Genomic DNA, 26459 nt, shown 5'->3' with positions numbered 1-26459 from the left:
GGATTATGATGAATCGAGTATACAAAGTAATCTGGAATCGGACGAAGCAGTGTTATATGGTCGTTTCTGAATTTGCCAAGCAGGCTGGTAAAGTGAAGAGTACCCATCTTTTCGCTGCTATGGGCAAGACGACGGCTGCTGTAGGGTTAGGGGCTGTTTTATTATTGGGGCCCGGTTTAGATGTATCTGCGGCAACAGGAAAAGTTATTGGCGGCACTTCAACCAACCAGGCTCAAGGCACAGATGCGACCGTCAGTGGCGGTGGCGATAATGAAGCTATTGGCGAAGGATCCAGCGTTAGCGGCGGCTCTCAGGGAAAGGCTACCGGCCAGCGGTCCAGTGTAACTGGCGGCGCACAGAACCAGGCGGCCGGTCAGTATGCGACAGTTAATGGTGGTACCGGCAATAAAGCTTTTGGTTTTGGATCATCTGTCATTGGTGGTACCGGTAATGTCGTTGGTAAAATGGCTGTAGATGAAAATGGGAATCCCAAGTTTAAAGACAGCAAAGGAAATGAGGTTACTGGGACAATAACTATAGACAACCAGGGAAACCAAATTCTTGTAGACAGTAACGGAAAACAGATTAAGGATGCCAATCCGTATCCGGATCCTAATTCGTTTGCAGGTTCAGTTGCTGTAGCAATTGGGGGTTATTCCTCTTCTGTACAAGGAAGTTATTCTGTTGGTATTGCCGGCGGCAGTACCAGCGAACTTGCATCTAATAGCTTAGCGGCAGGCCGTCAGGCTACAGCTACCGTAGCTAATGGTGTCGCTATCGGTTATGAATCTACGGCCTCTGTCATCAACTCATCGCGCGCAGCGGATAAAGAAGGGCGAATTGTATCCTTTGGTCATCAAAAGGGTGATGCCTATTATGATGTAGATTATCAGAACCATACTGTTACAGAGCACAAATATGACTCTGCCGCCTACAATCGTCTCGTCAATGTCGCCGATGGTATTGATGACCACGATGTTGTTGTCATGGAACAGCTCAAGAACGCAAAAGCGGAAGCTGTGGCGGATGCCAAGACGAATATCAAAGTCAAGGGTGATGAAGTCAACGTCCATGCCGAAGATAGCACGGACAAAGATGGCGTGCGAACCACGACCATCAGCCTGAAGCCGAAGGTCACCTTGCAGGACAGCACAGATGCCACGGGCAGCCAAGCCGTAGTCCTGGATGGCACTGCCGGGACCATTTCCGCTGGTCTTAGCACGGATCAGGAACATTTCGTTTCTCTGGATGGGACTGCAGGTCTGGCCCAAATCGGGGCCGTTTCCATTGGCAAACAGAATGATTATACCTACACCTATCTGGCTCCTGCCTATGATGCCAAGGGAAATATGAGTCTGACCTCTGCGCGCGCTACGGAAAGCGGTACATACATCACCGGCCTGTCCAATAAAACCTGGACTCCGGGGAAATATGCCTCCGGCCGGGCGGCCACGGAAGACCAGCTGGAACAGGCAGGACGCCATTTCCTGAGCATCAAGGCAACTAATAATAGCGGAGCTGTGGCAGAAAATACACTGGCCAACTATTACAACGATGGAGCTACAGGGGCCAATTCCATGGCTTTTGGGGTCGCTGCCAAGGCCAGTGGAAATCTTTCTACGGCCATGGGTATCAATTCTACTGCCGGTGGTTTGGGGGCTTTGGCGGTAGGCTATGGCAACAAGGCTACAGGAACTGAATCTGTTTCCGTAGGGACGGAAAACATGGCTGCCGGGAATTTCTCTGTGGCTCTGGGGGTGAGTGCCAATGCCGGTACTGCCAATACAGATGCCTATTCTACGGCCAATGGGGCTGCGGTAGCTGTAGGGTTTGCCACCCAGGCTACCAGGACAGGAAGCTCTGCCTACGGCTACAATGCCAAGGCAACGGCTGATGAAGCCACGGCTCTTGGTGTCTCCTCCAAAGCCAGTGAAGAAGGCGCGGTGGCTCTGGGCGCCCATTCGGTAGCCAATACAGCTAAGGGGGCTGTGGGGTATCTTGCCGGAGACAGTGATACTTCCACCATCTGGAAATCGACGGCCGGTGCTGTTTCCTTAGGCGGCAGTACAAGAGATGAAAAGGGCAACGCCATTACCGTTTCCCGCCAGATCACCAACCTGGCGGCTGGTACCAATGATTCCGATGCCGTCAATGTGGCCCAGCTGAAGGCGGTGGAGAGCAAGGGCCTGAACTTCCAGGGAAACAATACGGATACCACCGTCCATGTCAATCAGGGCGGCACGCTTCAGATCCAGGGCAGTGGTGTCAAAGAGACCGCAGAATACTCTGGAGAAAATATCCGGGTTACGGGTGTCAGCACCACTGCTGATGACGGGAAAACCGTTACCACGAAACTGAATATCGGCCTGGACAAGAACATCCGGGTGGATAGTGTAACGGCTGGCTTGGCTACGACCGGTACAATCCAGGGCTATGCAGGCGCTGTGAAAATCGTAGGACCCAGTGCGGACAGCACCAAATATGAAACCACCTCTCTGACCACGGCCTATGATTCCAATGCCAAGGCAGTAGACGGGACGGCTGTGAATCGACTTCAGTATACCGATGGAAACGGCACCACCAAACATACTGTTGCCACGTTGGAAGATGGTTTGAAACTGGCCGGGGATACGGGCACGGGCATGGTGAAACTGGACAGCACCCTCAGTGTCACCGGCGGGGAAACGGATGGGGCCAAACTGGCTTCCGGGAACAACATCGGTGTCACAGCCAGTGATGGGAAGCTTCAGCTCCAGCTGGCCAAAGACGTCAAAGGGCTGAATTCCATTGCTGCCGGTACGGTGGTCATGGGAAGTCAGGCTGACGGTGCTGATGCCACAAAGACCGGGAATTATGTCACCGGTCTGGACAACAGGGCCTGGACCGTAGGGACTACCCAAGCCGTCAGCGGCCGGGCTGCCACGGAAGACCAGCTGCAAAGTGTGGCTGATGTGGTGGACACCAACCGGAGCGATATTGCTGCCAACAAAATCAATATTGCCAAAGGATTGAACTTCTCCACCAATACCGCCGATACCGGCAGCTCCACCGGCTACAAAGTGGTGAACAAGGCACTGGGGGATACGGTGTCTATTAAAGCCCATGATACCCAGAAAAACCATACCTACAAGACGGACAACCTGACCACCGCTTTTGATGAAAATGGGAACATTGTGGTGAAAATGGATACTCAGCTGACCGCGGATAAGGTCACCGTGGGTACGGGGAGCAATGCCCTGACCCTGGATGGATCCAACGGTAGCCTGACCACCGGTTCTTCCACATTAAACGGAAGCGGGCTCACAATCACCAATGGACCCAGTCTTACCACCAGCGGCATCAGCGGCGGCAGCCAACAGATTACCAGCGTAGCCAGTGGCGCCACCGGTGTGGACACAGCCAACAAACCGGTTTATGGAAAGACGGATAACGCTGCCAACATCGGAGATGTGAGGACCATTGCGGCCCAGATGGTGACGGTGAGCAAGGACAGCGCCAAGAACAATACGAAAGTCACCAAGACCACCAAGACGGATGGCACCGTGGATTATGAAGTGGCCCTGAACGATACCCTGACAGTAGGGGATCATGCCGTACTGAACGGCAACGCCGGGACCCTGTCTTTGGGGAACCTGCTGTTCATGGACGGAAGCAATGGATATGGCACCATCGGGAGCCTCCATCTGGGGAATTATACCGGGACGGACAGCGCCTGGACCCTGACGGACAATAAGAATGGAACAGTGGCTGCAGGGACCTATCTCACCGGTCTCACTAACACCGCATGGAACACCTCAGATCCCACCTATGTAAGCGGCCGGGCGGCTACGGAAGATGAACTGGCGGCTGTTTCCAATACGGTGAATACGGGATGGAATGCCCAAGTGGATGGGACTACCCTAAAAACCGTCACTCCTGCCAGCAATCTGAACTTTGCTGCCGGGGACAATATGGCACTGACCGGCAGCGGCAGCGGCAGCACCATCACCATCGCCACCCAGCCGGATGTCCAGTTCAATACGGTGGCAGTGAAAGGAAAAGACGGTACCTATACCGGAGGTATCAATATTGGTGTTCAGGCTGGTGGTGGTGCCAATGGGAGTGCTACGGATACCATTGCTTCTATTACCGGACTGAAAAATACAGAATGGACCACTAACAGTTATATGTCTGGCCGGGCGGCTACGGAAGATCAGTTGAATGCAGTCGCTCAGCAGATTAAAGGTGAAGTCAGTGCTTCGGATATTTATGCTACCGGAGCCAGTGTTTCTTATGCAGATAACGGCACTGGTACCGGTACACTCAAGATGTCCAACCCTAATAAAACGGGGACTATCAGTGGACTCCATGATTTCTACGTAAAGAGCGGCAGTGTCAGCGATGACGGAAAGACTATGACGTTAACCAGGAATGGAGGACCTGATAACAATTCTACGGTTACAGTAGACCTGACTCCTGTTTATAATAACGACGACCGTCTTGTTGCATCTGATGCGGCGGATGGGGTGTATGTCGTAGATGCTGATGGAAAAGTGACTCTCCACGTGACCAATGCTGCTGATGAAAGTACAGGAAAAGATCCCACAAACATCGTGATTTCCGGTTTGGCCAGCAAGGCAGAGCTGGATCAAGGCATTAATTTTACTGCCAGTGCTAAGGCAGATGGGGCGACCAAGGATAGTTATAATGCCAAATTAGGTAGCACTATTGGTGTTTTCGGTAAGAATCAGGATGGACATACGTACAACAGCAATAACATCAATACCACTATTGATGACAAGGGAAATATCCGGGTACTCCTGGATGATAACCTGACGGCCACCAGCCTCACCGCCGGGTCCAAGACCACGGCAGATGCCACCGGAGTGGATGGCATTGTCAAGGCTACCGGACAGGGTGGAGCCTACCTGCAGCTGAACGGGGCGGACGGTTCCCTGCGCATGGGGGATTCCAGTGGGAATTTTGCCGCTCTGGTCCAGAATTATGGAGGCCCCAAATTCTTGGACAGGACAACGGCTGGTTCTCCCCGGCTCCAGTACTGGGCGGCCAATTCCACCCAGACGGAAGGGGAAGCTTCCAAGACCCTCTATACTTTGGCCACCCTCAGCGACGGGCTCCAGCTGGCCGGGGACAGCGGTACCGGGTCTGTTGCTTTGAACAAGATTCTGACCGTAACCGGCGGAGCCAAGACTTCTTCTGACTTGGCTACCGACAGCAATATCGGAGTAACCGCCTCCGGCAGTACCCTTCAGCTCCAACTGGCAAAACAGCTGAAGGGCCTGACTTCCATTTCTTTGGGAAATGACATGGTACTGGGGAACCAGACCAGCAGCTCTGCCACCGGGGATTATCTCACCGGGCTGGATAACACTACCTGGAACGGGAACCCTGTCTCCGGCCGGGCGGCGACGGAGGACCAGCTGAAACAGGTCAGTGACAGCCTCAGTGATGGCACAAAAGCTACAGGCGGTTTTGGACTCACGGCGGACAGCGGTGATGCTTCGGTGAAACAGAGTCTGGGCAATACCATCAAGATCACCGCAAAAGACGATGACAATCTGACCACCACGGCCGATGCTGCCAATACAGCCATCAAACTGGCCCTAAGTAAAAACCTGAAACTGACTTCCACTACCTACACGGATGCAGCTGGAAACAATACGGTAGTCAACGGCAGTGGGATTACCGTGGCCAAACCGGGCGCCACCAATGAAGAAAAAGTGTCTCTGACCACTTCCGGACTGGACAACGGGGGCAACCAGATTGTGGATGTGGCCAGTGGTCTGGGGACTACGGAACTGGCTGCCGCCACCGGGGATACCCTGAACCATGCGGCTACCATCGGCGATTTGAAGACGGTGGCCAAAGGGGTAACGGACAGCTCCGATGCCAAGGGACTGAACTTCCTGGGAAACAGCAACCCCAAGGATGGGGCCGGCAACCCCACGGCTCTCCATGCCAACCTGGGCGGCACCATTTCCATCCTGGGTACCGGGAGTGATGCGGATGACAACTATTCCGGCCGGAATGTGAAGGTCATTCAAAAGAACAATGCCCTTTATGTGGAACTGGACAAGGATTTGGAAGCCCGGTCCATGCAGGTGGGCTATGGAGAAAATGGCAACAATGTCCAGGGGCAGCTCTTGCTCTACGGACCCAACAGCGACAACTCCTATTCCAACCTGATTGTGGAAAGCCAGTATATGGAAGGCAAGCCCTATCTGACCAACACCACCACGAATGGAAACAAGCGGCTGATTTACAAAAATGGGGAAAACGATGCGCCCCATACGGTAGCCACCATGAGTGATGGACTGAAATTCAGTGGCGACAAAGGCACAGCAGCCGTAACTCTGGGCAGTACCCTGGCGGTTACTGGCGGTGCTTCCAACGACAAGCTGGCTAAGGATGCCAACGGAAATCTGGTCAACGGAAACATCGGCGTGGTGGCCACGGAAAATTCCGACGGTACCAGCGGCAGCCTGACCCTGGCTCTGGCCAAGGACATCAACCTGGGCAGCCATGGCAGCCTGACGGCGGATAGTACCAAAATGGGATACCAGACTGTCACCACCAAAGTGGGCCAGACCAATGAAACCGGGAATTATGTTGCCGGTCTGACCAATACCCAATGGAACGGAACAGACTACGTTTCCGGCCGGGCGGCTACGGAAGACCAGCTGTACACCGTCAGCAAATCCATTCAGGATACCGTAAATGGCGCCACCTTCGCCATCACTGCCGGAGGCCAGGGAGAATCTACCGATGCCACCATTACCAAGAAGGTGGGTGAATCCATCCGAATCTTCGGCGATGCGCCTAAGGTATCCGGTGGAGGTGACGGAGACGGTTGGGATCGCAAACAGGCTAATATCCTGACGAAGGTGAAAAAAGACAATAATCAACAGGACTACATTTCCGTAGAACTCCAGGATCATCTGGAAGTGGGTGTCCATGCAGGGACTGATACGGACGGCAAAACCATCACCGGTGTAGACGGCAGCATGCAGTTCAAAGGGGCTACGTCGAAGGAAGTCAAGGTTACCGGTGATCATGGGGTTGTCCTGACGGATACGCAGAACAATCAGGCTGGTGCGTTCTACCAGAAAGATGGCGCAGGCTATCTGGACCTGACGGGAACCACGGGAACCCAGGCCACTGTGTCCGTCCAAACGGGAGCCAGGAACCTGGCCCAGCAGGACCAGACTCGTCTCGCCTATACGGATCAGGACAACAAGGTCCATAATGTGGCTACCATGGATGATGGCATGATCTTTGCCGGAGATACTGGGGACAATGTAAGCCGGACTTTGAACGGCACTGTGAAGATTTCCGGCGGTGTGACGGATAAAAACAGTCTGTCCACTGGTTCCAATATCGGCGTGGTGGCTTCTTCCGACGGTCTGCAGCTGAAACTGGCCAAGGATCTCACCGGCATCGACAGCATCACCGGTCTGACTAATACAACACTGGATGTGGCAGGGTTCGGCACCAGCCAGCGGGCGGCCACAGAAGAACAGTTGGTTCTGATGAAAGGGAGCATCATCAATTCCCAGCAGGGCGGCGGCTTCGGGCTCACCGCTGACGGCGACAGCACCAAAGCGGCCAAGGCCGACCTGGGCAGCACCATTGGCATCCATGGGGACAGCAATATTACTACTTCTGTGTCTGAAGATGGTAAATCTATTGATATCAAACTGAACAATCAGGTGAATCTGGGTGACAATGGTTCTATTTCTGCCGGCGGCGTGACCATCAGCAACTCTGGCATTGATGCGGGCAACAAGAACATCACCAATGTAAAGAGTGGTATCGTCAATGGGGATGATAGCGACAACACTAATGCCGCCAACATCGGCGATGTGAAGAAGCTGGCCGGAGATGCAGCTAAAGGGGCTGTGGACAGCCTGGGCAAACGGGAATTTGCCGGGGATGACGGAAAAACGGTCTCCAGAGGCTTGGGCGAAACCATGAAATTGTCTGGCGGTGCTGATACATCTAAACTTACAGATGGCAATATCGGTGTCGTGAAAAATGCTAATGGCGATGGACTGGACATCAAGCTGTCCCAGGAACTGTCCGGCCTTAGCAGCGTCACGACTGGCAACAGCACCTTGAATAATGATGGCCTCGCCATCAACAACAGTGACGGTACGGCAGGAACTACCGTAACCAGCAGCGGCATCAAGATTGCCGTTAACGGCGACAATACCCGCGCTGTGGAAATCACAGGCAGCAACGTTTCTATGGGCGGCCAGCAGGTTCATGATGTAGCTGCCGGGACGGCAGCTACGGATGCGGTCAATGTCAGTCAGCTCAGTATGTTTGCTAATAATGTTGGCAGTGCCATCAACAAGCTGGACAACCGTATGAACCGTGTCGGCGCCGGTGCATCGGCACTGGCGGCACTGCATCCGCTAGATTTCGATCCTGATGAAAAGTGGGATTTTGCAGCTGGATTCGGACATTATAAGAATGCTAACGCCGCAGCAGTCGGCGCATTCTACCGCCCCAATGAAGACACGATGGTCAGCATTGGTGGCAGCTTTGGTGGTGGAGAAAACATGCTTAATGCCGGAGTCAGCTTTAAACTCGGCCAGGGCAGCCACGTCACGACATCACGGGTAGCGATGGCAAAAGAAATAGAAAAATTAAAAGCCGTCGTTCAACAGCAGAATGAAAAACTGCAGGAAAATGATACCCTTCGTGCCCAAGTAGAAAAACAAGATAAAGAAATCGCTGAATTAAAGGCTATGGTGCAGCAATTAGCGGCAAAACAATAAGATAACCAAGTCTTAAACAGGGCTGTTGTACCTACGGGTGTGACAGCCCTGTTTTATATTTTTGCATACTATTGTCACCGTGATATAATACTAGGTGGAATAGTAATTAGCTATTACTAATCATGCATAACATGCATGTACACGTCACAACTTTTTGCGCCAGGTACTGGCGTGAAATAGAAAGATAGAAGGAGATACAAAATGGAAACAAATGGTTATTACAAGGGTGAGAAAAAAAATACCTGTCAGAAAGGAAGTATACTAGCTTTGCTCGTATGTCTGAGCCTGTCGGGGAGTGTATCTCTGGCGGCGGATCCTTCCGCCCAGACTGCTGAACACCACTATGAATGGGTAAACAAATGGAGCGGCGATGCCAAAGAAGGGGACCCCATCACGGTCCATTACCTCCAGGGCTGGGATCAGGATAAGGTAACGGTAGGAACGGATGAAACCAGTCAGGTGACCATCGCCGATTACGGCGGCAGCAACGGGGGAGAGGCCACCGTCAAGGGGAAAAATATTTCCTTTACCGGCAATTTCATCACCGGCGGCAAGATCACGGCCGGCAATGGTGCCACGGACCGCTTGACATTCCGGAGCATCCAGGCTGCCAGGATGGTGGGAGAAAAAGAAGCTGGGAGCATTGCCCTGGATGCCAGGGATATATCGGCTGCGTCGGTCAGTGCCACGGAAGGCGGGACCATCCATCTGGGGAACCAGCACATGAGGAGTGGACTGGACCTGAAGGATTTGAACGTATCCAACTCCAGCACTGTGGAAATCGGCAATGCCAAGGCAGGGAATCTGTCCATTGGCCGCTTCAGCGTGGGAGGAGCCATGTGGTCGGATGATGATGATGAGCGGATCCTGAATCATGTGACTCTCTCCGGGAACGATATCGACATTGAACAATTTGGAGGTGTATCGGCTGCGGACATCGGACTCAATGCCCGGGGCAGCGTGACAAGCCATTCCCAATGGATGGTGACTGGTGACGGCTACCACACCACAGAGGAACCCTATACGGCCCTGACGGTGAAGGCCGGGGGCGATGTCAGCGTGGGCGGTGACTATACTTCTATCGAAGCACACAACCATGCCAAGATCGATGTGACCGCCGGGGGAAAGATGACGGCTTCAGGGGATTTCCTGGCCGTGGGGGACGGCCATATCCATGTCAAAGCGGCCAATATTACCACAGGAGGGATACTCCATGCCACCGGGGAAAAGGCAGACATCACCCTGACCGCGGAAGACGCAGAAGGCAGCAAAGGGGATATCCAGGCCCAGGAACTGCAGCTGGACAGCCAGGGGACGGCATCCCTGACAGGGAAGACCATCACTCTGGCTCCCGATGGCAAGCACTATGGCGCCTACCGGTCCCTCCAGGTGCAGGACTGCCATTTGACCATGGATGCAGATGAGATCAACCTGCCTTCGGGCATCGGCTTCAACGGATCGGCAAGACTGGATCTGAAGGCCGCCCATCAGCTGACCATCGGGAATGTCCTGCACGAAAATGCCTATGATACCAGTGCAATCCGTCTAACCTTCGGCAGTTATGGGGAAACCCGTACCGGTCAATTATACGGTGGGAGCAGCCAGGCAGAGGTGACGGTAAACGGTTCCACCGCTGTGGTAGGAAGCTCCAATGAAGATGAAATGGTCTGGTTCAACGGGAAGAATCTGGAATACAATGCTTCAAAAACCCCGTTTCTCACCGATTCCTCTTCCGATATGTACAAAGCCGTTGCTTTGGATTTCACCGATTCCCAGTTCTGGTCCGGCAATCCTGATACCACGGAGACAACTACGGTAAACGGCCATATCCTCACCAACAGCTCCAATGCCTTTGTCTTGAACGGCAGCAAAGCGGTCACCCTGAACGGACTGAAAGGGGATTTCGAACACAACCAGAACGCTTTTTCCCTGATCGACCGGGGCAATTCTTCCATTCAGATCGGCGATGCAGATACCGCCCAGACCACGGTGAATGGGGAAATCCTGACGGGTGTGAATACAATCCTGTATGTGGGCGGAAAAAATATCCTCCTGGACAATGACGGCCATACGGCTCTCTATGCCAATGCCAACAGTAAGTCTGTGGAAATCGGCCGGACGACTCCCGAAGGAAGCACGTCTGATTCCGTTGCTATCAAAGGGCGGCTGCTGGTCAACGGTGTTTCCCGCATGGACGTAGTGGGGAAGAACGTTACCCTCAGTGACGGAGCTGCTCCCGACAGCGGGACTCTGGGGACCACGGTGAAGACCAATGAGGACGGCACTTCCACGGGCCCGGACAGTAATACTCACGATGCATTGGTAATCCAGAGTGCGGCAGATAATGCTCTGGTCATCGGGCAAGCCGATTCCAACGTGAACATCGACGGCCGGCTGGTTGGGCTGAACGGAGGGTACTCCGTGGATGGCGATATCATCCACATCTATGAAGGAACTAATAAAAATCAGAACCTGATCCTCACCACCGGCGGTGCCGTGAACCTGGGCCATGACGGGACCAGCCTGCTTCAGATTGATGGCGGAATCTGGGCATTGGGGGATAGTACCAATGCCGTGAACCTTCAGGGACGGAACATCATCATCGACCCGGCCAGCGGCATGCGGGCCGTACAGGCCAATGCCATGCCCGTGACCATCGGCGACAGTGCTACGGAAAATGCCGTAGTGAATGGAGAAATCTGGTCCGTTTCCAATAAGGCACCTATTACCTTGGATGCCAACCACTATGCCCTCTCGGCCAACGGCAGCACTTATGCGGCCCATTCTTCCGGAGGCGGTTCCATTACTATCGGTCATGACGGCAGCACCGGGGGTATCGATGGGGACCTGACCGCCGATGCCGGCAGCTCTCTGGGAGCGTATCTGAAAGGCAGCGGCTCTCGGCTGGATGGCAAAGTGTTGGATGAAAATCTCGATTATGGCATCAGTTCTGATGTAGGGATTACTCTTCATCTCAACGACGGTGCCGTCTGGAATCTGGATGGCGATTCCAAAGTTACCAGCCTTCAGGCCGATAAGGGGATTATCCATCTGAATCAGAATACGACTGATCAGAGCCTGTATACGGGGAATTTCGCCGGCGATGGGACGGCTGTCCTTATGGGCCACCAGGGGGATTCTCGGGTGAATGACCGTCTCTATGTAAAAGGGAACCATACAGGGACCACCCAGCTGCAGCTCCATGCCGTGAATGGCGTCTGGACCGACGGCGCTATCGGGTCCGTCCTAGCCAGTGTAGGGGACGAACAGGGGAGATTTTATGTGCCCGATACGGAAGATCGGTTGTTCTTCCACCGCACTCTCCTGGACACGCATGAAACGAGCCGGGGAGACGATGTGACGGATGGATATAACACCGACTGGTACATCAAAGGATTCCAGAAACTACCTACTGATGACAATGGAAATTATACTCATACCGTACGGGGAATTATGGGAGCCGACGGAATTAATTATCATATCTGGCGAACGGAGCAGGATACGCTCTTCCGCCGTTTGGGTGACCTGCGTAAAGGAGAACCGGGACAGGAAGGTATCTGGGCCCGGGTAAAAGGGACGTCTATCCGTCGTAATGGGCAATTCCCCTTTGAAGACCGGTATAAAACGTATGAAGTAGGATATGATCAGCTGGCAGGCCACAGCGATACACAGGACCACTATCAGGGTATCGGGTTTGGCTATACGGAAGGCAAGGCTTCCTATTTTGGCGGCCGCAGTGATACGAACAGTTATGCTCTGGGATGGTATGATACGCATATCCGCAAAGACGGGACCTATCTCGATCTGGCCCTGCGTCTGCACCGGCTGACCAACAAACTGATTGCCCATGATGGAATCAGCGGCCACGGCGATAATACAGGACTTTCCTTCGGGGCTGAATACGGATATAAAAAACAGTTGGGGCATGGCTGGTTTGTCGAACCACAAGTTCAGGGCACTCTTGGCTGGCTGAGTGGAGCATTGTGGACTATGGAAGATGGTGTGACCGTTGATGAACAAGATATCCGCAGCGCTGTCGGCCGGGTTGGATTCAAGGCTGGATACGAAGGGCGCAGGTCCCAGGTTTTCCTCAAGGCCAACTGGTACCATGAATTCGGTGGTTCCGGACAGGTACATCTCAGCGATGAGGAAGGCGATTTGTTCCTGAACCGGGATTATGGCGATACGTGGTTTGAATACGGAATGGGAATGTCTGCGCAGATTGGTTCGGCAACACAGTTCTATGCAGATGCAGAACGGAGCAGTGGCAGCCGGTTCCGTAAAGACTGGTCCTGGGATGTGGGCATCCGCTGGAATTTCTGATGCTGTTTTTTCATAGGTGATACATGTATTTGGGGCATACGGATAGACATTATCCGTATGCCTATTTTGGTATAGAGAAACGATATGGTAGCCCTTTAACAACAAAAAATTTGTTGATATACTGATTGTTGTAATCATGTCAGATTTTTTTACATTATATTTATTAGTTTTGCCCAGAGAGGAGCTTTTATGATTCAACGACGAAACAAAACACTTATCGCGGCTATCATCATGGCCTGTATCAGTGGGGGTATGCTATTTCCCGCCTATGGGGCGGAACGTCCGGCTGAAAGCTATACCCGGATGCACCGGGAGTCGTCGTCATCGACGGTGACAGTAGAAGAGACACATGAAAAAAGCAATCGCACGACAACTCATTCTGATATAAGTGTACAGACGCCGTCCGCTTCAGGGATGGGAGCGGTTCTTTTTCCCTATATGGCAAAAAATAAACTGCCTGCACCCGTACAGTCTTTGCGGAAAACCGTCCGCAGTGAATACAATGTCAATTATGAACAGGGCGTTCTGGCACTCTATAAAGAAAATGGAAAATGGGGGTTGTTAGGAACGGATGGTGCAGTATTGCTGCCTGCATCTTATAAGAAATTATCCTATGCCGGGCAGGGCGTTTTTTTATCGGTAAAAGGGAATAAAACAGCTTATATTGATAAGACGGGGACTGCCGTGACCTTGCCAGTATCAGAAAACGAAAGCGGTGGGTCCGTATTTTTTCAGGAAAAAGGCCGGTATGGTATCCGTGACGCCAATGGTATCGTGGTGTCTGAGCCGGTATATAAGGAAATTCTGACACCTTTTAGCGAAGGCATTGCCTTTGTACGGGATGAAAATGGCCGTAAGATTGCCATTGACCGCTCCGGTAAGGAACTATTTGCCGTGCCCTATGACAGGATATTCCCGTATCATGACGGACTAGCAGAATACCAGCGTAAAATCAATCATTTTAACTGGGGACTCCTGGCAGGAGCGCTCGTCGGCTCAGCCGTAAACCGTGGTTATTATGGTGGCGAAATAGAACCGCTGACCTATGACGGCGTGAAACGGGGATATATTGACCGGACCGGCCGGATAGTTATCGACAGCCGGTTAGATGAAGTTTATCCTATGACAGCCTGGGGGACATTTGTCAAAGATAAGGGACTGCTGGCTTTTATTGGCAGAGATGGAAAGTATATCATTGAACCGGGCCGGTACGAAGTAGGGCCAGGAATGATGGATGACTGGAATGGCATGGTGTCATTAAAAGATAAAGAATCAGGTGGACTAGGCGTATTCAGCCTGTCTGATGGACGACAAATCCTTCCTTTCCAATACGAAAAGGTTGATTTTTTAGGGGCTGACCGTATGTTTCTGCAGCGGGGGAATCAGTGTTTCCTGGTAAACCAGGAAACAGGTCAGGTAGTTCACTACTGGCAGGAAACGGTGAAAATCGTGCCGTATCTGGCGGAGCCCTATGCCTGGTGTCAGATAGGTAAGAAGTACGAAATTATTGATGCGGAAGGGAAGACGGTATATACGGCTCCTGAAGGGGGAATAAAGGTCGTTTCGTCCTTCCGCCATGGTGTCAGTGCCGTCAAGTCAGGTGATGTCTGGGGCATCATGAACAGTAAAGGAGAATGGCTGATCCGGCCGCAGTATAAAGAAATAGAAATTTTATAAGGTCATATATAAATAGCAGGGGCTGCCTTTTTAAGACAGCCCCTGCTGATTGTCAGGATGAAAATTATTTATCAGTGTCTTTTTTCGTTTCATAATGACGGGGAAAGATAGCCGTTACCGTCGTTCCTTTATGGAGCTCACTGGTCAGTTCCAGACGGGCATTGTTTCCCTTGGCAATGTATTTGGCGATAGAAAGGCCCAAACCGGAACCTCCCGTTTCTTTGGTACGAGAGGAATCAACCCGGTAGAATCGTTCAAAGACCCGTTCCAGATCTTTTTTGGGAATTCCGATACCCGTATCCTGGACTTTAAAACATACCTGCTTTTCATCGGCTTCGCAGGATAAATAGATATAGCCGCCGGACGGTGTATATTTTATGGCGTTGTCGATAAAGATACGGAGCATCTGCTTGACACTGCCCGGTTCGGCGTAGATGGAAGCCTTATCGTTGCGGCCGAGGAGAATTTCCCGCTCTTCGGCAATGAGCAGAACGCCGTTATACACTTCTTCCAGTAATTCCGATGCGTCGATGACCATGAAATGTGCTTCCAGGGTACCTGTCGTCGAACGGGCAAAAAACAGGAGCCGTTCAATGAGCTGACGCATATATTCCGTTTCAGACTGGATAGCCTGAATGCTTTCATCGAGGACTTTCGGGTCTTCTTTTCCCCAGCGGTCCAGGAGATTGATATAGCCGCTGATGACGGTAAGGGGAGTGCGAAGCTCATGTGATGCATTGCTGATGAATTGCTGCTGCTGCTTGTATCCGTATTCAATGCGGTCCAGCGCCTGGTTGATAGATTGGGCCAGGTTATGGATTTCGATGCCGTTTTCCGCTTCTTTCGGAATGACGATACGCTGGCTCAGTTTATGGACTTCAATACTTTTCAACGTTTCATTGATCAGCTTCAGGGGAGCCAGGGACTTGCGCATGAGATACATACCGGAAAAGATGGTCAGAATCAGACTGACAAGCACGGAAGCGACGAGCTGCTTGGATAATAAGGATATAAAAGCATTTTCCTTGTCGGGCACGCGGGAAAAGCGGAGATAGTACAGTTTATTGTCGGCACTGTACCATTTTTTATAATAGGCATAGGAACTCGTTTCGTTTCCCTGAATGGATTCGGGAAGGGGTATTTCGTTATTGCTCCGGACTGTATCATCAATGTACCGGTCACTCAGATTTTTGATGGTATGAGCCGGTCCGTTATCCAGAATCAACCGGCCGGCAGCATCATATACCTGGAGATTGACAAACGGCTGAAGGTTGGACCGGGTAAAGACTGAAGAGTCAATCTGTCCGCTCTTATCGAGATATTCCATAGCCGACTGGGCGCTGGAGTATAAATCCCGTTCAATGGAACGCCCCATGATAAAATGCACACTCGTGACGGTGATGACCGACACGATGAGCAGGATGATGAAGACGATAAACGAATAGAGGAGTACCATTTTTGCAAAAAGCGGCAGTGTAAATAGCGGCAGCCGGTGTATTTTTTCTTTAATCTTTTGCCACATAACCTACCCCACGTACGGTATGAATATATTTTTTGCTGTCCGTCTGCCCTATTTTACCGCGGATATACCGGATATAGACATCGACGACGTTGGTGTCACCGGCATAGTCATACCCCCAGACTTCTTCCAGTATTTTTTCCCGCGTCAGGACGATGTTTTTGTTGCGCAGGAGATACGTGAGCAGTTCAAATTCCTTTTTCGTCAATAGTAGTTTGCGGCCGGCAACTTCCACCTCATGGCGATCCAGATACAGAGTCATATCCTGGAGATGGAGGAAGTTTTCTGACGATTTGTCTGTGTTTCGGTCGCGGAGCAGGACGCGGATGCGGGCTAGTAGTTCTTTACTGTTGAAAGGCTTGGTCAGATAATCATTACCACCCATGTCGAGGCCGGCGACTTTGGTTTCCACATCGTCTTTGGCTGACAGGAACATGATGGGGACATTGGAGATTTCCCACGTACGCTGACACAGTGTCAGACCGTCTACATCGGGCAGCATGATATCTAGCAGGATGAGGTCGAAATGGTTCTGGCCGATGCGTTCCATGGCCTTGGTGCCATTATATTCGATATCACACTCATATCCTTCATGCTCCAGCTCCATCTGGATGAAGCGGGCGATTTGTTTTTCATCTTCAACGATTAATATATGAGATCTTCCGCTCATTCTATCAGCTCCTTTCAGGCGAACATCTCTGCTTTCTATATTATACATTACATATGCCGCTTTTTGTACTATAATTTGACATTAACTCATATATAGAATGTTTACAATTAGAATGGGAAATAAAAAAAGTAAAATTTAATCTAATTTTAATCTTATTTTCATTTACTTTTAAAAAATACTTGGTATTATATACATGTAGAAAGAATCTACGACTTGTTGAAGATATAAGTTGTTCATATACCCCTCGAACACCCCTATCTTATATCTTTGACCATAAAGTATCGTCTTCCCCCGATGATGCTTTACCAGAAGAGAACCGGCTCCCCTCGCCGGTTCTTTTTCTACATATGAGCGAAATAAGCAGAAAAAATTTTTAAATGCCTGCCAGGCTTAATCTGTCCGAAATGGCAGGAAACTGCACTGTTACGGTCTTGATTGACATTTTAAATCATTCGTGTAATAATGGACGAGATGAAGGGAGTTACTCCCTGCTCATAATTTTCTGGAGGTGAAAAACATGCATGTAATTTCTGATGAATGCGTAAAATGCGGTTCCTGCGCAGGCGCTTGCCCGACCGGTGCTATCGAAGAAGGCGAAACGAAGTACGTTGTTACTGACGCCTGCATCGACTGCGGTTCTTGCGAATCCGTATGTCCGACCGGTGCTATCTCCGCTGAATAAGCCGATAGCTCGTTTAAAAGACCGCCGCGCCCATGTGCGGCGGTCTTTTTCTGTACGGGGGAGGAGCGAAGCCGGAAAGCCGCTTCTTGCTAGCGGGACATTTCTATGATAGGATAATGTCGGTCAGATTTTATATATTGCCTGCAGTTTTGCGGCAGGAGGGTGTTTGTGTACGTTTTTGCTATTGCACTGCTGGTAACCCTGTTAGATCAGGGCAGCAAAGTATGGATCCGCCAGTGCATGGAACTTCACGAATCGATTCCGGTTCTGCCGGGATTTTTTCATATTACGTATATATTGAATAAAGGGGCAGCTTTTGGCATTTTAGAAAATCAGCGCTGGGTTTTTCTCGCTATTGCCCTGTTGTTATTTGTGCTGTATGGCCTGTTCCGGAAAAAACTGCCTCAAAATGGCTGGGTGTATACAGGCGCCGGCCTGCTGTTGGGCGGTGCCCTGGGAAATGCCCTGGACCGGTTTTTACGGGGGGCAGTCACTGATTTCTTTGATTTCCGTATCTGGCCTGTCTTTAATGTGGCAGATATAGGTATCGTTGCCGGAGTGGCTTTGTTATTGTGGTATTGCTGGACTCATCATTCAGATTGACGGAGGAACTCATGGAAACACGGTTGTTGGAAGCATCGGCTGCTGATGCGGGTAAGCGGTTTGATGCCTATTTGTCGAAAGAACTTTCTCTTTCCCGCAGCTTTTCCCGCCAGCTCATTGAAGACGGAGACGGGACCGTCAATGGTCGGCCGGTCAAACCGAATTACCGCCTCTGTCCCGGTGACGCCATAGCCGTGCGGCTAGTCGTTCAGGAAGAACTGAAAGCAGAGCCGCAGGATATTCCCCTCGATATTCTTTACGAAGATTCCCATATCATCGTCGTCAATAAAGCCCGGGGCATGGTTGTGCATCCGGCAGCGGGCAATCCGGATGGGACGCTGGTCAATGCGCTCCTGTTCCATTGCAAAGGGGAATTATCCGGTATTAACGGCGTCATCCGGCCGGGTATCGTACACCGGCTGGATAAGGACACGTCTGGTGTCATGGTAGCGGCCAAGACGGATGAAGCACATCGTGGACTGGCAGAGCAAATCAAAGCTCATACGGCACACCGGACATACTGGGCACTCGTGCATGGCAATATCGTAGAAGAACGGGGGACTATCGATGCGCCTATCGGGCGTCATCCCAAAGACCGGATTAAGATGGCCGTAATCGTTAAAGGCGGCCGGGAAGCGGTGACCCATTTCCGGGTATTGAAACGGTTTGGAGATTATACATGGGTAGAATGCAAATTGGAAACGGGGCGGACTCATCAGATCCGTGTCCACATGGCATATATCCATCATCCCGTAGTCAATGACCCGTTGTATGGATTTAAAAAAGACCATTTTCCCATTGAAGGGCAGGCACTGCATTCTCATTGTCTGGATCTGGTTCATCCGGTTACGGGAGAGACTATGCATTTTGAAGCACCGGCACCGGCTGATTTTATGGCCTGCCTGCAGCAGGCGGAACGTCGTTAAAGTGAGGGAATATCCATGTGGAAGGTAAAGACGATTTTAATGGACGAAAAGGCTATGAGCCGGGCCATCCGCCGCATAGCTCATGAAATCATTGAACGCAATAAGGGCCTGGATAATATGCTCCTCGTCGGAATCCATACGCGGGGCGTTCCGCTGGCCAAGCGGCTGGCGGTGGAACTGGCTGCTATTGAAGGAATTCCCGTTCCCGTCTATGATCTTGATATTTCCGCGTACCGGGATGATCACCGCAAGAACAGTATCAATACGGTCAGCAGCGGACAGAACCGGTTCGATGCCGATGGCAGGACGATTGTCCTCGTCGATGATGTCCTGTTTACAGGTCGGACCGTGCGTTCGGCCCTTAACGCCATCATGGAACTGGGGCGGCCCCGTTTTATCGAACTGGCGGTCCTGGTGGACCGGGGACACAGGGAACTTCCTATCCGGGCTGATTATGTAGGGAAAAATGTTCCTACGTCGCGTCATGAAGATATTTCGGTGCAGTTATCAGAGGTCGATGGCTGCAATCAGGTGGTATTGCGGGAAGAAGTGCGCAGCTGAGTCTGCGCCTTTTTTGACGACATGTCCTTGACCTGAAGTGAACTCCATGGCGTATGATAAAGGCCATAACGGAGGGGCGATGCCTCTGTCGTCAGAAGGAGGAATGACTCATGATACGCAGTATACTAAAAGGGATAGCCGGCCTGGCAGCTGTCCTTATCGTACTCGCCACTGCAGCCGGTGCCTATGCGGGCAATCTGGCATATAATGAATTCCGTGAAGCCCCCTGGGACCAGATTCTGGGAATACGGAATAATTCACGGCATGTAGCGCCCATACGCGTCCTGGAGAAAGAACGGCAATGGGAAGCTGTCCGTGTCAATGCCCCGGATGGGACCATTTTACGGGGAACCTACATTGCCAGCACCAGTCATTCTCATAAAACGGTTATCCTTCTCCATGGCCTGTATCAGAACCGTTCCATGTGTCTTGGGTATGTTCCCATATATCAGAACCTGGGATATAATGTCCTGCTCATTGACCAGCGGGGCCATGGAGAAAGTGAAGGAGCCCATACCGATTGGGGGTTGTCCGAACCGGAGGATATGGAAATGTGGATGCAGTGGCTCCGCAGAAAAGATCCTCAGGCTGTCATCGGCCTGCACGGCATTTCCCTGGGGGCGGCTATGGCGTTGTTGTATGCCGGCAGTGACCGTCAGCAGCAGGTGGCTTTTGTCATTGCCGACAGTTCCTATGGAAATATCATTTCTATGGGCAGAGAAAAGCTGATGGACTGGACAGGAGATAAAAACCTCGTACTCGGTTATGATCTGCTCGACCCTTTTTTCCAGGCAGCGATGCTCGTTCATACACATAAGCTCGTCTCTTCCATCGAACCGGCCCATGCCGTGCACTTTATAAAAGTACCGGTCCTGTTCCTTCATGGCAGTGCCGATACGCTGGTACCGGTCAAAACGGCGCAGAGCCTGTACGACCAGTGTGGCAGCGGACATAAATATCTTCATGTGTTCCGTGATTCGCCCCATGCGGCCGCTATTGAAACAGACCGCCGGGAATATGTGCGGACCGTGACAGATTTTTTGGAAGAAAATGTGTGACTGACTGGCAGAAAAGACGTGGCCAGTGTCCTATGAACAGTATGGTATATATTTTCTTTTTGTCTTGACGGTCGGCGGGGGCTCTGGTATCATAGAGTCAGATTTTTGCATACTACATATGGTATGCAAATTACCAACAAATGACAATATATCGGATCTTTGCGGCGTTCTATGGAGGAATCGTTATGGATGAAAAAGAATGGCTTGGCGCGGACAATCAGCTTGGCCTCGACATCTGGAAAAATAAGTACTGTAATAATGGGGAAAATTTTGATCACTGGCTGGATCGCGTCAGTGGGCATGATGCGGAAGTGGCAGAATTGCTGCAGCAGCAGAAATTCCTGTTCGGCGGGCGCATCCTGGCCAACAGGGGGTTGGAATACGAAGGGAAAAAAATCACCCTGTCCAACTGTTATGTCATGATGCCGCCAGAGGACAATATTGAAAGCATTTTTGACCGGGCAGGCAAACTGGCCCGGACTTACAGCTATGGCGGCGGCTGTGGCATCGATATTTCCAGTCTCAGTCCGAAAGGCGCGCGCATCAATAACGCAGCGAAGGAAACGAGCGGTTCCATCTCCTTTATGACCCTGTATTCGCTGGTTACGGAACTGATTGGACAGAATGGCCGCCGTGGCGCCCTCATGATTTCGATTGACTGCAGCCATCCCGATGTCATTGATTTCATCAAATTGAAAACCGATTTGAATAAAGTGACCAAAGCCAATATATCCGTCCGTCTGAGCGATGAATTTATGCAGGCCGTAAAAGAACATAAGACGTTCCGCCTTCATTTTACGCGTCAGGAAACGGGGCAGACTATCGAAACGATGGTCCAGGCCGCCGATGTCTTTCACTTGCTGGCAGAAACGAACTGGGACTATGCAGAACCGGGGGCTCTGTTCTGGGACCGCATCCGGAACTGGAACCTGCTGGCCAATACGAAGGAATTTTCTTTTTCCGGTGTCAATCCCTGTGCGGAAGAACCGCTGCCGGCGGGCGGATCCTGTCTCTTGGGCAGTATGAATCTGGCTCAGTTTGTCCAGCACCCGTTTACGCCCGATGCGGCGTTTGACTTTACGGAATTCAAACGGTGTGTCACTATTGCCGTCCGGGCCCTCAATGACGTGCTGGAAGAAGGACTGCCCCTGCATCCCCTTCAGGAACAGCGCGACAGTGTACAGCAGTGGCGCCAGATTGGTCTGGGAATCATGGGCCTGGGCGACATGCTGATTAAGATGGGTCTGACTTATGGCAGTCCCGAAGCCGTGGCATTTTGCCATGAAATAGGCTTTGCCATGGCTGATACGGCTATTGCTGCCTCGGCACAGCTTGCCAGCGAGCGGGGCGCATACGATATGTGTCATGTGGAAGAAATCATGAATACGCCTTATTTCCAGGCCAACACGACAGAAGAAACGGCGGCACTGGTCCGCCAGTACGGACTGCGCAATTCCCAGCTCCTGACTATTGCCCCTACGGGAACGCTTTCGACGATGCTGGGGATTTCTGGTGGCATCGAACCGATTTACGCTAATTATTATGAACGGAAAACGGAATCGCTCCACGGTTCAGATGTGTATTATAAAGTCTATACGCCTATTGTAGAAGCTTATATGAAAGAACATCATCTGACCGATGATGGACAGCTTCCGGATTATTTTGTCACGGCGCTGACTCTTCCCTATCAGGAACGGATTGCCATGCAGGCGGCCTGGCAGGAACATATCGATGCGTCTATCAGTTCTACCGTCAATGTGCCCAACAGCTTTACAGTAGAAGATACGGAACGCCTGTACCTGCTGGCCTATGAAAGCGGCTGTAAAGGCGTGACGATTTTCCGTGATGGCTGTAAACGGGCCGGCATCCTTACGACTCACGTCGATGAAAAAACAGTGCCCGTTGCCGGAGACGGATTAGGACGTGGTGAAATCGTTGCTATCGATGATGATGTCATTGGCAAGAAGCGCAAACTGGTTACGGGCTGCGGCAGTCTCCATTGTATTGCGTTTTTTGATACGGAAACAGGCGCTTTGCTGGAAACGTATCTCAGCAAAGGATCGACAGGCGGTTGCAATAATTTCATGATTGGCCTGTCCCGCATGATTTCTATCAGTGCCCGGGCAGGGATTGATATTTATACTATCATTGACCAGCTCAATTCGACGGGGAACTGCCCGAGCTATTCGGTCCGCCGTTCTACCCGGGGCGATACGAGCAAGGGATCCTGCTGCCCCATGGCAGTAGGCAATGCCCTCCTTGATATGTACAATGAGGTACAGAATGAGCTTCATGCCGGCAATGAAAAGCCGAAGAAGGTAAAACCAGTTAAACCGCGGGCGCGGGACAAGGTACGGGCCGAAAATATTTTCTGCCCCCAGTGCGGTGAACCCCTGGTCTTCGAAGGGGGCTGCAATACGTGCAAAAACTGTGGCTGGAGTAAGTGCTATTGATGATGCTTCCCAATAGCCGGCATCAGACTCTGGGCTGTGAGTTTAAAGGAGAAAACACCAGCCAGGAGATCGGTGGCCGGTGTGATGCATACGTTGGGGAAGTGCATGTTTAGATGAAAAATGTCTTGACAGGCAGGGCGTTTGTGTTTATAATGGACTCAATTTCACAGAGGCGATGATAGAGAAGCAAACTGTACAGGCTTTCAGAGAGCTGCCGGATGGTGTGAGGCAGCAGACTGGCAGGGCGTTCCGCTCTGGAGCTGCAAATGACGAATTTGACGGGTCCGCCCGGTACAGCGGTCAGAGTTGGCCGTATGGCAAGTTGGGTGGCAACGCGGGATTCAGACTCCCGTCCCTTGAGTGGGACGGGAGTTTTTTGTTTTCCAGCCGGCGGCAAATTGGGTGGTACCGCGAGAAAGGAGAAGCTCGTCCCAAAGAGAGAGCTTCTCCTTTTATGTCTTTTTCCATTGCCGTAAGGAGTGATTATTTTGGAACGAGTGTACAATTTTAATGCCGGGCCTTCGGCCATGCCGCTGGATGTATTGAAAGAAGTCCAGGCAGAATTTCTCGATTTTAACCATACGGGTATGAGTATTGTAGAAATCAGTCACCGCAGTGCGGCATATCAGGATATGCAGGATGATACCATAGCTGTCCTGAAACGGCTGATGCATATTCCTGAAGGATATCATGTCATTTTTATGCAGGGCGGCGGCAGCATGCAGTTTCTCATGCATGGTGCTAACTTCCTGAAGACGCGGGGAGGATATCTGAATACGGGCGTCTGGTCAGATAAAGCGATGAAAGCGGCATCGTATTACGGAGAAGTCTATGAAGTCGCTTCCAGCAAGGAAGACCATTTTTCCTATATTCCCGATGAAAGCACCTTTACGGTAAAAGATGGGACGGACTACGTCTATATGACCAGCAATAACACGATTCACGGCACGGAATGGAAGACCTTTCCTCACGTGGATGTGCCGCTGATCTGCGATATGTCCAGTGATTTTCTCTCACGCCCCGTAGATGTAAGCCAATTCGATTATATCTATGCGGGCGTACAGAAAAATGTCGGCCCGGCAGGCGTGGTCGTCGGCATCATAAAAGATGACATGCTGCAGAAAGCACGGGAAAATCTGCCGGCCATGCTTTCGTATCGCACGTTTGTAGAACACGACTCGACGTATAATACGCCGCCTGTATTTTGTATTTATTTTGTCAACCGTGTGTTGCACTGGATTGAAAATCAGGGTGGACTGCAGGCCATACAGAAACGCAATGAAAAAAAAGCGGCCATTGTCTATGATGCAATCGATCGTAGCCAGGGCTTTTATACAGGGCATGCAACGAAAGATTCGCGCAGTCTTATGAATGTTACGTTCAATCTAGGCAATGCAGATCTGGAAAAAGAATTCGTTGCTGCCGGGGCCAGGCAGAATCTCATAGGTATCAAGGGTCACCGGTCGTTGGGGGGCTGCCGGGCTTCGATTTACAATGCCGTCACGGAAGAAGCCTGCCAGGCACTGGCTGATTTCATGGATGAATTCAGAAAACAACATTAACTATATTGGGGTTATGGTATCAGACCAAGGAGGGTATATACAATGAAAATTCTCGTAAGCGATGACGTATCGGAAAAAGGGGTAGAACTGCTCCGTCAGCATGGGTATGAAGTGGATGTCAAAACGAATCTCGATGAACAGGGACTGATCGACTGCATCGGTGAATACGATGGCATGGTGACACGGTCTATGACGCACGTTACGGCAAAGGTCATTGCCGCCGGCAAGAAACTGAAAGTCATCGGCCGGGCCGGTGTCGGTGTTGACAGTATTGATATCAAGGCGGCAACTGCCCGGGGCATCATCGTCGTCAATGCGCCGACGGCCAATACGATTGCCGCAACGGAACACACCTGTGCCATGATTATGGCGATTACCCGTCATATTCCGCAGGCACATAATTCGCTTATGGCTGGCGAATGGGACCGGGAACGGTTTACGGGTATCCAGCTTCAGAATAAGACCATCGGCATCATCGGCGTCGGCCGTATCGGCTCGCGTATTGCCAAGCGGATGCAGGCCATGGAAATGCACACCATCGGATATGACCCGTATATTCCGGACGAACGGTTTGAACAGCTCGGCGTGGAACCGGTCGATCTTGATACGCTGCTCAAACGTTCCGATTATATTACGATGCATACTCCGCTGACGAAAGAAACACGGGGCATGATCGGCGCAGAAGAAATCGCCAAGATGAAAGACGGCGTGCGGGTCATCAATGTGTCCCGTGGGGCCGTGCTGGATATCAATGCCCTGGCCGATGCCATCAAGAGCGGTCATGTAGCCGGCGCTGCTATCGATGTATTTCCGACGGAACCGCTTACAGAAGATATCAATCCCTTCAAGGGATTGGACAACGTGGTCATCACGCCGCATCTTGGTGCTTCGACAGTAGAAGCGCAGATCGGTGTTTCTGTAGACGTGGCGGAAGGAGTCATTGCCGCTCTCAATGGAGAACCGGTACCGACGGCAGTCAATATGGCGCCACTGCCTAAAAATGTATATCTCACCATCCAGCCGTATTTCGACCTTATGGAACGCATGGGCATTATCGGCGTCTATCTGTCCGAAGGGCCTATGAAAGAAATCCGGGTGGAATATTCGGGCGAACTGGCCAAGACGGAAACAGGCCTTTTGACGACAGCGGTTCTCAAAGGAGCATTGAACCCGATTCTGCAGGAATCGGTCAATTTTGTCAATGCTCCTGATGTAGCACGGACGCGTCATATTTCGGTCAAAGAAATTAAGACACAGGACAAGGGATATTTTACAGATTCCGTCACCGTTACTATCAAGACGAATAAGGGGGAACATTCACTGGTGGGGACGTTATTCAATCATCAGGAAGCGAAAATCGTGCAGATTGATGAATATCGCCTGGATTTCACGCCCGAAGGATACCTGCTCCTGGCGCCTCACATCGATCAGCCGAATATGATCGGGCAGATTTCTACTATTCTGGGACAGGCTCATATCAATATTACGGGGATGCAGCTGGCCAAGATGACCAAAGAAGGAACGAATATTATGGCTATTGCCGTGCAGGATGATATCCCTAATGATATTATGCTGAAATTGCGCGGCATTGAAGGAATTCTGGACATGAAACTCATTCATGTCGATACCCACTAAGGAGGGC

13 protein-coding genes are annotated in these 26459 nt (G+C 51.3%); 11 read left to right on the top strand and 2 right to left on the bottom strand.

Annotation, left to right across the window (positions count from 1 at the left end; genetic code table 11):
- Window positions 1-5 precede the first annotated feature (5 nt).
- The 3 genes from ACGTIC_RS12450 (at window position 6) to ACGTIC_RS12440 (ending at window position 14783) form a co-directional block, all read left to right on the top strand.
- Window positions 6-8783, top strand: coding sequence for an ESPR-type extended signal peptide-containing protein (locus ACGTIC_RS12450; RefSeq protein ID WP_257536605.1), 8778 nt, complete (start codon window positions 6-8; stop codon window positions 8781-8783).
- A 201-nt stretch (window positions 8784-8984) separates the two neighbouring features.
- Window positions 8985-13106 carry an autotransporter outer membrane beta-barrel domain-containing protein gene (locus tag ACGTIC_RS12445; protein ID WP_113855117.1) on the top strand — a complete coding sequence of 1374 codons (4122 nt, stop codon included), beginning with the start codon at window positions 8985-8987 and terminating at the stop codon, window positions 13104-13106.
- 189 nt (window positions 13107-13295) lie between these two features.
- Window positions 13296-14783: a WG repeat-containing protein gene (locus ACGTIC_RS12440; protein ID WP_113855116.1), complete on the top strand. Its 1488-nt coding sequence runs from the start codon at window positions 13296-13298 to the stop codon at window positions 14781-14783.
- A 64-nt stretch (window positions 14784-14847) separates the two neighbouring features.
- Here ACGTIC_RS12440 and ACGTIC_RS12435 read toward each other — a convergent pair whose 3' ends face one another.
- Both ACGTIC_RS12435 and ACGTIC_RS12430 read right to left on the bottom strand, forming a co-directional pair.
- A complete protein-coding gene (locus ACGTIC_RS12435) occupies window positions 14848-16305 on the bottom strand; it encodes a cell wall metabolism sensor histidine kinase WalK (RefSeq protein WP_059075520.1) in 1458 nt (485 codons plus the stop codon).
- Entirely contained in the window at window positions 16289-16972 is a 684-nt protein-coding gene (locus ACGTIC_RS12430; RefSeq protein ID WP_394522706.1) for a response regulator transcription factor, read from the bottom strand. Before ACGTIC_RS12430 ends, ACGTIC_RS12435 begins: the two co-directional genes overlap by 17 nt.
- 517 nt (window positions 16973-17489) lie before the next feature.
- On the opposite strand from ACGTIC_RS12430, the gene ACGTIC_RS12425 reads away from it, so the two are divergent.
- The 8 genes from ACGTIC_RS12425 (at window position 17490) to serA (ending at window position 26452) form a co-directional block, all read left to right on the top strand.
- A complete protein-coding gene (locus tag ACGTIC_RS12425) occupies window positions 17490-17654 on the top strand; it encodes a DUF362 domain-containing protein (protein WP_059075522.1) in 165 nt (54 codons plus the stop codon).
- Between the two features lie 168 nt (window positions 17655-17822).
- On the top strand, window positions 17823-18257 hold the full coding sequence (lspA, locus tag ACGTIC_RS12420) for a signal peptidase II (protein ID WP_075581475.1): 435 nt from the start codon (window positions 17823-17825) through the stop codon (window positions 18255-18257).
- A gap of 11 nt (window positions 18258-18268) precedes the next feature.
- Window positions 18269-19183: an RluA family pseudouridine synthase gene (locus ACGTIC_RS12415; RefSeq protein WP_059075524.1), complete on the top strand. Its 915-nt coding sequence runs from the start codon at window positions 18269-18271 to the stop codon at window positions 19181-19183.
- Window positions 19184-19198: 15 nt separating this feature from the next.
- Window positions 19199-19744 carry a bifunctional pyr operon transcriptional regulator/uracil phosphoribosyltransferase PyrR gene (gene pyrR, locus ACGTIC_RS12410; protein WP_059075525.1) on the top strand — a complete coding sequence of 182 codons (546 nt, stop codon included), beginning with the start codon at window positions 19199-19201 and terminating at the stop codon, window positions 19742-19744.
- Between the two features lie 110 nt (window positions 19745-19854).
- Window positions 19855-20802 carry an alpha/beta hydrolase gene (locus tag ACGTIC_RS12405; RefSeq protein WP_075581473.1) on the top strand — a complete coding sequence of 316 codons (948 nt, stop codon included), beginning with the start codon at window positions 19855-19857 and terminating at the stop codon, window positions 20800-20802.
- A gap of 185 nt (window positions 20803-20987) precedes the next feature.
- The gene (locus tag ACGTIC_RS12400; protein WP_059075527.1) at window positions 20988-23255 is read left to right on the top strand and encodes an adenosylcobalamin-dependent ribonucleoside-diphosphate reductase; all 2268 of its coding nucleotides are present in this window, start codon (window positions 20988-20990) and stop codon (window positions 23253-23255) included.
- Window positions 23256-23743: 488 nt separating this feature from the next.
- Complete coding sequence (gene serC, locus ACGTIC_RS12395) at window positions 23744-24817, top strand: 3-phosphoserine/phosphohydroxythreonine transaminase (protein WP_257536604.1); 1074 nt, start codon at window positions 23744-23746, stop codon at window positions 24815-24817.
- 42 nt (window positions 24818-24859) lie between these two features.
- Complete coding sequence (gene serA / locus ACGTIC_RS12390; protein ID WP_059075529.1) at window positions 24860-26452, top strand: phosphoglycerate dehydrogenase; 1593 nt, start codon at window positions 24860-24862, stop codon at window positions 26450-26452.
- Window positions 26453-26459 lie beyond the last annotated feature (7 nt).

Source organism: Megasphaera hexanoica (genome assembly GCF_043520715.1).
GTDB classification, from domain to species: domain Bacteria; phylum Bacillota; class Negativicutes; order Veillonellales; family Megasphaeraceae; genus Megasphaera; species Megasphaera hexanoica.
This window is presented reverse-complemented; position numbering and strand designations above follow the sequence as displayed.